Annotated in this window: 13 protein-coding genes; 5 read left to right on the top strand and 8 right to left on the bottom strand. The window is 46.8% G+C overall.

Annotated features, from left to right (window positions below; all coding sequences use genetic code 11):
* Nucleotides 1-13: 13 nt before the first annotated feature.
* Genes AAX10_RS04135 through AAX10_RS04125 form a run of 3 tightly spaced genes read right to left on the bottom strand, consistent with a single transcriptional unit; the run spans nucleotide 14 to nucleotide 3,182 of the window.
* Nucleotides 14-799 carry a HesA/MoeB/ThiF family protein gene (locus AAX10_RS04135; RefSeq protein WP_046699914.1) on the bottom strand — a complete coding sequence of 262 codons (786 nt, stop codon included), beginning with the start codon at nucleotides 797-799 and terminating at the stop codon, nucleotides 14-16.
* Nucleotides 792-1,631 (bottom strand): peptide chain release factor N(5)-glutamine methyltransferase, encoded by an 840-nt coding sequence (gene prmC, locus AAX10_RS04130; RefSeq protein WP_036362303.1) that lies wholly within the window; start codon nucleotides 1,629-1,631, stop codon nucleotides 792-794. The genes AAX10_RS04135 and prmC overlap by 8 nt, the downstream gene beginning before the upstream one ends.
* Nucleotides 1,632-1,649: 18 nt before the next feature.
* The gene (locus AAX10_RS04125) at nucleotides 1,650-3,182 is read right to left on the bottom strand and encodes an AmpG family muropeptide MFS transporter (RefSeq protein ID WP_046699913.1); all 1,533 of its coding nucleotides are present in this window, start codon (nucleotides 3,180-3,182) and stop codon (nucleotides 1,650-1,652) included.
* A 272-nt stretch (nucleotides 3,183-3,454) separates the two neighbouring features.
* Between AAX10_RS04125 and AAX10_RS04120 the strand changes: the two genes are divergently transcribed.
* Complete coding sequence (locus AAX10_RS04120; RefSeq protein ID WP_046698933.1) at nucleotides 3,455-4,396, top strand: LysR substrate-binding domain-containing protein; 942 nt, start codon at nucleotides 3,455-3,457, stop codon at nucleotides 4,394-4,396.
* Nucleotides 4,397-4,437: 41 nt separating this feature from the next.
* Here AAX10_RS04120 and AAX10_RS04115 read toward each other — a convergent pair whose 3' ends face one another.
* Complete coding sequence (locus AAX10_RS04115; protein ID WP_080947033.1) at nucleotides 4,438-5,040, bottom strand: MORN repeat-containing protein; 603 nt, start codon at nucleotides 5,038-5,040, stop codon at nucleotides 4,438-4,440.
* Nucleotides 5,041-5,131: 91 nt separating this feature from the next.
* The gene (locus AAX10_RS04110) at nucleotides 5,132-5,743 is read right to left on the bottom strand and encodes an FxsA family protein (RefSeq protein ID WP_046699912.1); all 612 of its coding nucleotides are present in this window, start codon (nucleotides 5,741-5,743) and stop codon (nucleotides 5,132-5,134) included.
* 170 nt (nucleotides 5,744-5,913) lie between these two features.
* Here AAX10_RS04110 and ruvC point away from each other — a divergent pair, with 170 nt between their 5' ends.
* Nucleotides 5,914-6,498 carry a crossover junction endodeoxyribonuclease RuvC gene (ruvC, locus tag AAX10_RS04105; RefSeq protein ID WP_036362294.1) on the top strand — a complete coding sequence of 195 codons (585 nt, stop codon included), beginning with the start codon at nucleotides 5,914-5,916 and terminating at the stop codon, nucleotides 6,496-6,498.
* An 83-nt stretch (nucleotides 6,499-6,581) separates the two neighbouring features.
* Here ruvC and AAX10_RS04100 read toward each other — a convergent pair whose 3' ends face one another.
* Complete coding sequence (locus AAX10_RS04100) at nucleotides 6,582-7,349, bottom strand: META domain-containing protein (protein WP_046699911.1); 768 nt, start codon at nucleotides 7,347-7,349, stop codon at nucleotides 6,582-6,584.
* Nucleotides 7,350-7,594: 245 nt separating this feature from the next.
* Between AAX10_RS04100 and AAX10_RS04095 the strand changes: the two genes are divergently transcribed.
* Both AAX10_RS04095 and AAX10_RS04090 read left to right on the top strand, forming a co-directional pair.
* Nucleotides 7,595-8,254 (top strand): TerD family protein, encoded by a 660-nt coding sequence (locus tag AAX10_RS04095; protein ID WP_046699910.1) that lies wholly within the window; start codon nucleotides 7,595-7,597, stop codon nucleotides 8,252-8,254.
* A gap of 16 nt (nucleotides 8,255-8,270) precedes the next feature.
* Nucleotides 8,271-8,687, top strand: coding sequence for an EamA family transporter (locus AAX10_RS04090; RefSeq protein ID WP_080947032.1), 417 nt, complete (start codon nucleotides 8,271-8,273; stop codon nucleotides 8,685-8,687).
* On the opposite strand, the gene AAX10_RS04085 is transcribed toward AAX10_RS04090, so the two are convergent.
* Together AAX10_RS04085 and leuA are read right to left on the bottom strand one after the other, a co-directional pair.
* Complete coding sequence (locus tag AAX10_RS04085; protein WP_080947031.1) at nucleotides 8,594-9,676, bottom strand: helicase HerA-like domain-containing protein; 1,083 nt, start codon at nucleotides 9,674-9,676, stop codon at nucleotides 8,594-8,596. The genes AAX10_RS04090 and AAX10_RS04085 overlap by 94 nt on opposite strands.
* A 116-nt stretch (nucleotides 9,677-9,792) precedes the next feature.
* Nucleotides 9,793-11,523 carry a 2-isopropylmalate synthase gene (gene leuA / locus AAX10_RS04080; protein ID WP_046700604.1) on the bottom strand — a complete coding sequence of 577 codons (1,731 nt, stop codon included), beginning with the start codon at nucleotides 11,521-11,523 and terminating at the stop codon, nucleotides 9,793-9,795.
* A 245-nt stretch (nucleotides 11,524-11,768) separates the two neighbouring features.
* Between leuA and AAX10_RS04075 the strand changes: the two genes are divergently transcribed.
* Entirely contained in the window at nucleotides 11,769-12,233 is a 465-nt protein-coding gene (locus tag AAX10_RS04075; RefSeq protein WP_046699909.1) for an Lrp/AsnC family transcriptional regulator, read from the top strand.
* Nucleotides 12,234-12,248: the final 15 nt, after the last annotated feature.

The raw sequence follows: 12,248 nt of genomic DNA, 5'->3' as shown, positions 1-12,248 counted from the left end.
TGATAATTTTAGTTTAGATAACATTGGTAGCAGAGCAGATGGCGCAAGTCTCATCTTTGGCAAATCTCATCTTGCGCAGGCTCATACTGCGCCCCTGCCACAGCACCAGTTCATGAGCGATCGGATTATTTCCACGCCCCAAAAAATCCAGTGCCACCTGAGCACTCATCGAGCCGATGATGGATACCGTACTCCCCAGAACACCAGATGTCGCGCAGTTGAGTTCATCACCCCTGTCGGCACCGAACAGGCATTGATAGCAGCCGGTTTCCTTGGTAAATAGCGCAATCTGCCCCGTCTCCGCGATCGCTGAATTGGACAATAAAGGCAGTCCACGCTGACGGCAGGCGTGATTTAATAGATCCCTGACGGCAAAATTATCCGTGCAATCAATCACCAAATCAGGCGATACCTGCTCGAGATGGCCACTGATATTTTCATCATTCAGCTTGACATCCGTATAATCAATGCTGATGAGCTCGTTTTGTTCACGTAGCTTATGGCAGGCGGTTTCGGCTTTGGATTGCCCAATGTCTTCTTTGGTGAATAATGTTTGGCGCTGTAGATTGCTATCATCCACCACATCATGGTCGATCAGGTGCAGCCTGCCCACCCCAGCACGCGCCAATATTTGAGATACAGGACAGCCAAGACCGCCCGCACCCACGATCAAAACGGTGCTATTTTTTAGGCGGATTTGCGCATCCATGTCCCAATCATTTAGTAGAATTTGCCGAGAGTAGCGCATGAGTTCGCTGTCTGTCAGCTCAGTGTTTGCTTGTGTATTTTGGTCAGCCATGCCATACCCCCATCGTTAGCCGATCGTTACCACCATAATCTTTGATGGTCTGCACATCATCAAAGCCCTGGCGTATGAATAATTCACGCACACTTTGCCCCTGATCATAACCATGTTCGATGGCAAGAAGACCACCTAATTTTAGATACTCTACCGAACCACCAATGATCATCATAATGTCAGACAACCCCAGATCATCCGCCACGAGCGCCGTCATTGGCTCATGATGAAGCGCGTTTAGATGCTTATCAGCTTTATCAATATATGGCGGATTAGATACAATTGTATCAAACTCACCCTGTACCGCACCGAACCAATTCGACTGCACAAAACGACAATTATCCGCAGCCAATCTCTGCCCATTCTGTGTCGCTACCGCAAGCGCATCTACCGACATATCCACTGCCAGTACGTCCGAGGTTGGTAATTCTTTAGCGAGCGTGATCGCGATACACCCTGAACCAGTACCCAGATCCAAGATACTGGGCGAATCTATGGTTTGGGCGCTTAGCCAATCAAGTACAGCTTCAATGAGCCTTTCGGTGTCAGGTCTAGGAATCAGCGTACTGGGATTCACCTTAAACGTACGCCCAAAAAAATCCTGCTCACCCACCAGATATGCCAACGGCTCGCCTGATCTCATTCGCGCCACGCCTTGCATGAATCTGTCGTATTCATCCGCAGTCAGCATATAATCATCATGCATTATTAAAAACAGCTTGTCTTTATCTAGCACAGACATGAGCCATCCTTCGAGCCACTGATAAGGCAATGCCTCACTGCTCATGGTGCGACATTGTTGCTTGATGGTTTTGATGGATTGATTTAACATATGATTTTTAGTATGAATCTATTTCTTGATAACAGGCTCTTCGATGGTGATGTACTTATTCACCAAATACACCAATAACAGAATCGGGATACCAATCACAAAAGTAATGGCAAAGAATACTGGATAGTTCGTCGCATCCACGATCGCCCCTGAATAGCCGCCTAGAATCTTTGGCGACAGCGTCATCAGTGATGAGAACAGTGCGTACTGAACCGCCGTAAAGCGAATGGAAGTTAAAGCTGATAAGAACGCAATAAATACCGCACTTGCCAGTCCTGCCGCCAAGTTATCCGTGATGACCGCCAGATACATCATGAACGATGTCGGCGTATAGAATAACAAGATAAATAGCAAATTCGTCGCACAGGCAAGCAGTGCGCCAATCATCATCGCACGCATGACGCCAGTTTTTTGGGCGATCCAGCCGCCCACAAAGCCCCCACCAATGGCTGCAATCACGCCAACGACTTTCACCGCTTTGGCGATCTGTGTCTTGGTGAATCCCAGGTCTTGATAGAAGATGTTAGAGATGTTACCAGCGACGATGTCCGAGATACGATATAGCCCGATGAGCGCAAGCACCAACAGCGCCTTTTTGCCATAACGCTCAAAGAAATCTCTGATCGGCATCACCCATGCACGCGCCGCGACAGACTTAGCCACCAAGCCAACCTGTACCAGCGCATAGCCAATCAAACCCATCACGATGCCACTTGATATGAATCGCACCACACCATATAAGAAACCCAAACCCACGCTATCCGTCTTAGGTAGCACACTGCCCACCTGTACATAGGTGAAGATAAATCCAATCACCGATACCGCAAAGACAACAAGCAAGCGCAGATTATCCGGAGTTGAATTCATGTGTTCTTTTTTGGCGGTGTATTTTGGCTCACGAATGAATAAGGTCGTCGCCACAGCGATGAGCATGACCGCCGCCATGACGAGATAGGTTTTTTGCCATGCTGTGTAGCTGTAAGCCGCCTCGCTCGAACCAAAAAAATCCGCCAAATAAAGTGCGCCTGCACCAGAGACAATCATACCGATACGATAGCCACCGACATAAGTCGCTGACAGCGCGGTCTGCATCTGACTGGGTGCTGATTCGATACGATACGCATCAATCACAATATCCTGCGTCGCCGCCGAGAAACCAAGCAGCACCGCACCCAGCGCCATGATGGATAGCCTAGACTCTGCTGGATCGACACTCGCCATGAGCACGATCGCACCGATGATGCCCATCTGTGTCAATAATAGCCAAGCGCGACGCTGACCAAGCCATTTATTAAGCACAGGTACGGGCAGTACATCCACCAAAGGCGACCAGATGAATTTGAACGAATAACCCAAAGCCGCCCAGCTAAACATCGTCACCGTACTGCGATCAATGCCCGCCTCACGCAGCCAAAGCCCCAAGCTACTAAAAATTAGCACAATCGGCACACCAGCAGCGAAGCCCAAGAACAGCATGGCAAGCGCCTGCGGGTTAAAATACGCCTCTTTAAAGGCGGCGAACGACGAAGTCGAGCGAACCAAGTCAGTCATGAACCATCTCTTTTGATAATAATATAAATCTTAAAATTAAGATAAATGGTGCAATATTAAGATAAAAATGCTTTTTTTGCAAAGTTTATTGTTAATTAAGTCATTATTTAGAATAAACTTTTGCAGTATATTCAATTTTGGAATATACTTTTACTGTCTTAGCGGTTTGTTTTTATGTCAGTATTTTTATAATGGCAGAGTTAAAGCCACTCATCGGCAGCTTTATTTCTTACGAACATTTTTGGTCTTTTGGTTTACAATCGAGCATTCTCATGGCAATTGACATCGTCATCAATCAGCGTCACCTACAAATCCAGCTAAAACAACTCGAAACCGTCTGGCACACCGTGGTCAATGGCTATAACCTTAGTCAAGCTGCCGAACTGCTACACACCAGCCAATCGAGCCTATCCAAACAAATCGCCGCTCTAGAGAACCAGCTAAAATCAGACGTCTTCACACGTCAAGGTAAACGACTGACAGGGCTGACACCCATTGGTAAGGCATTATTGCCGCACATTGAAGCGATATTTGCTGAGATTCGTACGATTGAGAATCTAAGTCTTGATTTTAATGATGCCGCGGCAGGTACACTGACGGTCGCCACCACACACACTCAGGCGCGCTACGTTCTGCCTAGCATCATCAAGGCGTTCCGCGAGAAATTCTCCAAAGTCAATCTGGTACTTCAACAAGCCGACCCAGAGACCATCGCGCAGATGGTGATTCGCGGACAGGCCGATATTGGCATCGCTACCGAGAGCCTGCTCAATAATGACATTCTGCGCTGCCACCGCTATTATGATTGGTCGCATGTGGTCATCGTGCCTAAGGATCACGAACTGGCGGAGCTGGCAGGCGTGATTGATGGTGTGGATCTGCCTACTTTGGCGAGCTATCCGATTGTGACATATCATGGCGGTTTTACCGGTCGCGGTGCGATTGACAAGGCATTCGCCAAAAAAGGGCTGACCCCAGACATCGTCCTAGCGGCGCTTGACTCCGATGTGATTAGCACCTATGTATCATCAGGTCTTGGCATTGGCATCATCGCTGAGATGGCTTACGAGCCCAAGCATTATCCAGACCTTGTGGCGATCCCCATCACACACTTTGGGCGATTCACGAGTTGGATTGCGGTGCGTGACGACAGCGAGATTCGTAAATTCGGGCACGAATTCATCAAGCTGTGCCAAGCGCAATTTGCAGGTTAAATCAGTACCTTACACCAAATCCGTGTCACGTCGCGGATTGGCTACTCACAGTATTCATGCTCATGGATGCCGCACACTGCTACCACGTCATTATGATCATGAATAACATCAAGAACCCAATATTTCCCGCTGCGAACCGAAATGTCACTCAAATCAACCGCCCTGCCGCCTGATAGTTTTTGAAAATCTTCATTATGCATGTGAAAATGATACTTACCTCGTCCATGCATCATGCCATCTTTGAAATTACCAACATAGACATCGCCACGATGCCGCCCCTTGCCCGAGATAGCCTCGCCCAATCCTTGCATGACATCATCCACCCAGACACCTGTTTGAATGCCACCATCTTGCCATGTGTACTGTCCCACGCCATTGATCCTGCCTTTCTTGTATTCACCGACATAGGTCTCAGTTAGCACGCCATCACTATACCAGCGCATCACCCCAAATCCGTCAGCCCAACCATCAACACAGCCGCCTGTCCATGAGGCAGTTTCTTTGGGCTTTGGGAATGAGTTGTTAAGATAACAGCCTTCATCGGTGCGTATAAGCTCATTAAATCCTTCGGGCAGCTCTTTGGCGTGAACAGCCCCAGCCAACATCAATATTCCACCAAGCAAAATAGCCTTTCTCATCATCATTTATCCACTTCATAAAGTCTTTATATTAACCAAAACAATCACGGTGCGCAATAAAAAACCCGCCACACTGGACAGGTTAGGTAGATTTTAATCATTCATCATTGGCAGATGGCAATCGCTTAATGTCTTTTTGGACGGGTTTAGCCTCTCCATCCACGGTCGTGCCTTGATTAAAACCGCCTTTGCTAAAACCACTAAAGCCGCCACCTTGACCGAACGGATTGCCTTGTCCGAATGGGTTATTGGGATTAACAGTGCCACCCATGCCAAATGGGCTTTGACCACCCATCTGACGAGACATCATCTGTATCATCTTGTCTTGGTTTTTTAGGGCGTAATTCTTGGCAGCGTTGGTAAGTTTGCGCTGCACGAATGGCAACAGCAACAATACCGCACCCACATCACTCAATAATCCTGGTAGTAACAGTAGTAGACCTGCAATCCCTGTCGCAACTGACTTAGCAACGGTAGATTCAGCGGGCTGATTGGCAGGGTTGGGGATAACGCCGCTTTGCATTTGTTTTAGCTGCTGCGCCATTGGGTTAAGCGTGGCGGCGGCATTTTTAATCAGCATCAGACCGATGACAGCAGCGATGATGAACCAAAAGAACACCCACCAGCCACTCACAAACTGCGCAACAAGATACCAAAGCAGCATCTCAATGACAAACCAAACCAACGCAATGCCAACAACAGCACCCATATATTTTCCTTAAAAAACCTAAACAGTGAATAAATTCAAAAACAACCAAAAATGCGCTATACTATGGCAACCTCTTGGTGCATTCAAAAATTTGGGCAAATATAAAAAATTCAAGCCCAGCATTTTAGATTTTAGCACAATTATTCAGTTTTGACACTTTTGGCGAATTTATGACACTTATCATCGGCATCGATCCTGGCTCACGCATGACGGGCTATGGCATCATCAGCACCCAAGCGGACAAGCTTACCTTCTTAGATGCAGGGACGATTCGCACCGATGGCAGCGACATGCCGACACGCATAGGACAGATATTCTCTGGGGTGTCGCGCATCGTCAAGCACTACCAAAAATACAGCGATCAGCCCATGCACGCCGCCATCGAACAAGTATTCATGGCAAGTAACCCTGATTCTGCGCTAAAACTGGGGCAAGCTCGCGGCGCTGCCATCGCTGCCTTAACCGCGCTTGATCTGATGGTGTCAGAATACACCGCCCGCCAAATCAAACAAGCCGTCTGCGGCTATGGCGCCGCCGACAAGGAACAAGTCTGTGCCATGGTGTGCCGCATTTTGTCATTAGAGGTCGTGCCGCAAGCGGATGCCGCCGATGGTTTGGCGTGCGCCATTTGCCATGCGCATTCAAGCCATTCCATGCATAAGCTTCTGGGCAATACGGCATTGGCAGGTCGCAGTAGCTCAAAGAAGAAAGGCCGCTGGCGACTGTCCGAAGAAGATTTCTTGAACTTACGCTGATGATTTGATTCGACTGTGTTAAATTCTCATCAGATATAAATAAAGCACCCATATCACGGTGCTTTATTTATAGTGTGTCATCATCAACGATCAGCCAATCCATATTCTACCGTGCCGTCATAGACATGGACAGTTTCGCCTGTGGATTTGTCTGTATAGGCTTTTAAACGGATGATTTTACTCACACCAGCCTCATGATGATAGCCTTCAATCACATCATCAAACTCACGCCAAGCACCCGCACCCATCTTAATGCCTTGCTCATCATAGCGTACATTGCGCACCTTAAGGCAGTTTGGGGCATTATTGGCACATAATATCGGCTCAGGCTCAATCTCCCAGTATAACGCCACCGGCTCACCGTACAGCACGTCAGGTTTTTTGATTCCTTGCCATGTCCAGCTTTTATCTTGGTGCGTGTGCGTCAGAACAGCCTGACGATCATTTTGAACTTTTAGCGTCAATTTGGCATTGTTAAATGACGCCACCAACGCTCGTTCAGCCTCATGAGCAATGGGGTTGCACGCTTTGCTAGTCGCAGCAACACCGTCACTGATGGTCAAGACATCCTTGGCAAGCGTAAAGCCAGCCGAATGCACATTGCACCCCACGCCAAAGCTTAATCGATCCTCAGCCGCCGTCAAATACACCGAGCGTGCCTCAATGAACTGATTAAATCGAGCATCATCAGACGCAACAAGCCGCCAATCATAATCGTACAGCTCATCCGCCAAAGACTTGGTGATGGTGGTCGGCTCGCGATTGGGTGTCGCCACATCATTATTGTGCTGACAGCCCAATAACGCCAATGGCGTACATAGCATTAAGGCTTGAATGATTGTTTTTGTCATGGTATTCAACTTTAAAAACTTTATCCAAAACTGGTAGATTTATTTAACAATAATTAAAAATAAGTTCTGATTTTCTACAATGATAGCATCATTGAGCAAACAAATGTGTTAGTTTTTGTTATTGGTTAGTGCCAAGCCATCTGTTTTGGCAAATTTTCGTTAGATGATATCAACATCCTTATGTTGATACATTAGGTTTTTTATAGAAAATTTGTTACAATAGCAAAAAATTAAAGGGGAAAACCATGTCGCAATCACCGATTGATAAACCATTAAGAGCTTTTTTTGAACCCAAGACACTAAGCGAATTAGGACTTAGTGGGCAAATCATCACGCCTGCTGTGCGCTATGAAGCTACAGAAATCAACAAAGAAGGCATTCAGGCACTTCTGTCTTGTCTACCTAAGATGAATAAGAAGCCAACACCCATGGATATTGACATGGCGTGCGTACTGCTGGATCAAAGCGGCAGTGAATTACAACGCGTTTATTACGGTAACATTCGCACAGACGATAACAGTGTGCGTCATGGCGGCGATGCACTCACGGGCGCAACCAGCTTCGAAGATAAATTCATCAATCAAGAAAAAATCGACCTACATCTAGATAAACTGGACAAGAAAACCCATCACATTCTCATCGTCATCGCCAGCCATCATCGTCACTGTCTGACACGCGCTACTAAAGGGTTGGGCATCTTAAGAGATAACGATGGCGTATTGGCACATGAGTTTGAATTGGCATCACTTGACAAAAATACCCATGCCATCATCGCATGGCACCTAAAAAAAGACGGTAACGATTGGCTTGTACACGTACCACTACACCCCATCAAGCATAACGAGATGGCAAAATTACTAGACAGTGCTGCAGAGTTCATGAGTGCTGATAGCACGCGTTGGTAATCAATACGATTGATCGATGAACCTCAAAATCACGCCCATGCGCGCTGAATATCTGGCACTCATAGCAGCGATGCTAAATGGTACGATTGGGGTATTTACGCGTTTTGGACTTCAGGCAGGACTGACGCCCAGCGTTCTCGCCTTTTATAAATGCTTCATCGCCTTTATCATCATTGCTATCTATTGTCTATCAAAGCCCAAGCTGCGTATCGAATGCCGCACACTCTCACGATACTGGCATCATTATGCCCTGTTATTCTTTTTTGGGATATTTTGTTTATATTTCTTTGAGACTTGGGCGTTCAGCGAAGCATCGATTTCCTTAGTGGCATTTTTAACTTATGCGGCAGGTGCTGCGATCATCTTGATGGCGTCGCTCTTTCTAGGCGAAAGACTAACCAAAGTTAAAGCCGCCGCCTTGACGGCTTTTTGATCGCGTGGTGTGAACGCGCGTAAGGCGTGCTGGATGCGATTGCCCAATTGACCCAGGATGCTATCAGGCAAATCCAATGGATTTTGGGTGACGAAGTACACACCTACACCTTTTGAACGGATGAGTCGCACCACCTGCTCAATCTGCTCCACCAGTGCTTTTGGTGAATTATCAAACAACAAATGCGTCTCATCAATGAATAATACAAATTTTGGCTTATCAAGGTCGCCCACCTCAGGCAAAGTCACAAAAATCTCCGCCAAGAACCAAAGTAAAAACGCACTATACAAGCGTGGCACACGCATGAGCTTCTCGGAATTTAGGATGTTAATGATACCTTTGCCGTCATTGGTTTGCACCCAATCTTGAAGGTTTAGGGCAAGCTCGCCAAAGAAAGTATCCGCACCTTCACTTTCAAACTGTAGTAGCTGACGCTGAATTGCCCCTACGCTGGCAGGTGAGATGTTACCATATTTGGTGCGATATTCTTTGGCATTATCCAAGATGTGAGTCAGCATCGTACGCAGGTCTTTTAGGTCTAGGATATGCCAGCCATTATCATCAGCGACTTTAAATACAACATTCAAAAGCCCTTCTTGAATATCATTCAAATTCATCAATCTTGCTAGTAGCATCGCACCCATTTGGCTAACCGTCACACGCACAGGAATACCTGTCTGACCAAATACATCCCAAAATCGCACAGGAAAGCCAGACAGGTAATTCTCATCCAAACCGAACTGTGCCATGCGCTCACCAACCTTACCAGTTGACTCGCTTAACTTGACAATGCCTGATAAATCACCCTTCACGTCCGCCAAGAACACAGGCACTCCCGCTCGGCTAAATTCCTCTGCCATCTTACGAAGCGAGATGGTCTTATCTGTACCAGTCGCACCTGCGATAAGTCCGTGGCGGTTCGCCATCTTCCCCATCAAGGATAGGTCGGTGGCGTTATCGATTGTCTTTGCTAGATTAAAATGGATCATTGTTTATCCTTTGGTGTGAATCGCAATTCACCAGTGTCAAAATTATCAAATTGTTAAATTTCATCACAAAAAATAGCGCAATCCAATCACAGATTGCGCTATTTTATTTGCTTATCTTACCAAGTTTGGGCTAAAGCTGACAACACGCCTTTTAACATCGACGATACGGTGCTGCTGCACACGCCAATGCCCGAATACACTTTGCCGTCAATATTTAACTGAACGTATGATGCCGCCGCTGAATTGGTTTGGTTGTCGCCAAACTCGTCATCAAGCAGGCTTTCGGTCGCCTTGACGTTAATGGCATGCTCTGAATAATTGGTAACGTGGATATCCTTACCTGTCGCCTTAACAAGACCGCCAATGAATGCCGACAATGCCCCATTGCCCTGCCCGATGATTTCTAGCACATCGGATGGCGTGGCGATTTGCCCGTTAAATGACACATCTCCGCCCTTGTTGTTAATCTGATAATCGCTTAATTTAAAGGTCTCTTGGGTCAGATAAGTCTTGGTAAAGATGTCAAGGAGCTCATCTGTTTTTAGCTCACGAGCCAAACTCTCGGCTTGGTTCTGCACCACTTTAGCAAAATCAATCTGCGTCCAACGTGGCAAATCAAAGCCATAATGACGCTGTAAGATATACGCCGCCCCGCCCTTACCCGACTGGCTATTGATACGCACCACGTCTTGATAACTGCGTCCAATATGCACAGGGTCAATCGGTAAGTATGCCACGTCCCAATGCTGTTCGGTTTCGGGGTGTTTTTCGTTATAGTCAAGCGACTTTTTAATGGCATCTTGGTGCGAACCGCTAAATGCGGTAAACACAAGCTCACCGACATAGGCATGGCGTGGGTGTACAGGCAGATTGGTGCAATCGGTCGCCACTTGCACAATCTCGCTCACCTGCGACAAGTCAAGCTCAGGGTCCACCCCTTGTGTGTACAGGTTCATCGCCATGGTCAAAATATCCATATTGCCCGTACGCTCGCCATTACCCAACAATGTGCCTTCCACACGGTCAGCCCCTGCCATCACGCCAAACTCACTTGCCGCCACCCCACAGCCACGGTCATTGTGCGTATGCAGACTCACAATCACGTCTTTACGGCTTGGCAAATGACGACAAAAATACTCAATCTGGTCGGCATATAGATTGGGCGTGGACGCTTCTACCGTTGCAGGTAGGTTCAAAATCACTTTTTGACCGTCTTGGGGTCGCCACACATCGCACACCGCTTGGCACACTTCTACGGCAAAATCGGTCTCGGTCTGGCTAAAACTCTCAGGGCTGTACTGAAAAATCCACTCGGTCTCAGGATAACGCCCCGCAATGTCTCTTAGCAAAGTCGCTCCACCCACCGCAATCGCCTTAATACCGTCCTTATCAAGCTGATATACCTTATCGCGTTGCACTCTTGACGTGCTGTTATAAACGTGAACAATGGCACGTTTTGCCCCTTTTAGGCTCTCAAAGGTACGCTCAATCAAATGCTCACGAGCCTGTACAAGCACCTGCAAAGTAACATCATCAGGCACATGGTTTCCTTCAATAAGTAAGCGTGTAAAATCAAATTCTACTTGGGCAGCAGACGGAAAACCAATCTCAATCTCTTTAAACCCAACCGCCACGAGCAGCTTAAAAAAGCGCAATTTTTGCTCAATGGTCATGGGGTCAATCAAGGCTTGGTTGCCGTCTCGCAAATCCACGCTCGCCCAAATTGGGGCTTTTTCTATGCGTCTGTCGCACCAAGTGCGGTCGGGCAGGTTTGGGGCAAATTCAAAGGGGCGGTATTTGGTAAAATCAAACGCAGGATTTTTTGGGGTGATTTTGGGTGTTGTCATGTCTAGGCTCGCTATATTTTTTAAATTAAAACCGTTCGTGGTGAGCTTGTCGAACCACAAGGATTTTCCTGCCCTTCGATAAACTCAGGACAAACGGGAAACCTTAATAAGTGATTGTATTATCATACCAAAATTTTGCACTAATTTTTACCAATTTTACAAAAATTTTTGGCATATTTTAGCCATATTTACCAAAAAATGATAAATTTATGGTAAAATCCGCCAAATTTTGATAATTTCTCAACATGAACGCCATTAATCTAGACCCCATTGACCATAAAATCCTAAAACTACTCACGGACAACGCTCGCCTTGCTGTTGCCGACATCTGTGAGCGGGTCAATCTGACCGCCACGCCTGTCATTCGCAGGATTAAACGGCTTGAAGACATGGGTGTTATCACAGGTTATCACGCCCACACATCCGCTCGCTCGCTTGGCAATACATTGTCCGTCTTTGTGGCGGTCAGTATGGATATACACACCGCCGAACGCTTTGGCGAATTTGAAAATCACATCAAAACCTTTGATGAAGTGGTGTCATGTAGCCTTGTTACAGGACGGTCGGAAGATTATCTATTAAAGGTGGTGGTGCGTGATATGAGTCATTATGAAGAGTTTTTACTCCATAGATTGAGCAAAATTGATGGGGTCAGTCAGCTTCATACCAGTTTTGAGTTAAGAGAGGTTTTTACTCGGGTTGCCACCTAAAATGTTAATGAAAAA

Origin of the sequence: Moraxella bovoculi, from assembly GCF_000988745.2 — a bacterium.
Classification (GTDB): Bacteria; Pseudomonadota; Gammaproteobacteria; order Pseudomonadales; family Moraxellaceae; genus Moraxella; species Moraxella bovoculi.
The sequence above is the reverse complement of the archived record's forward strand: the minus strand, read 5'-3'. Positions and strand labels throughout refer to the sequence as shown.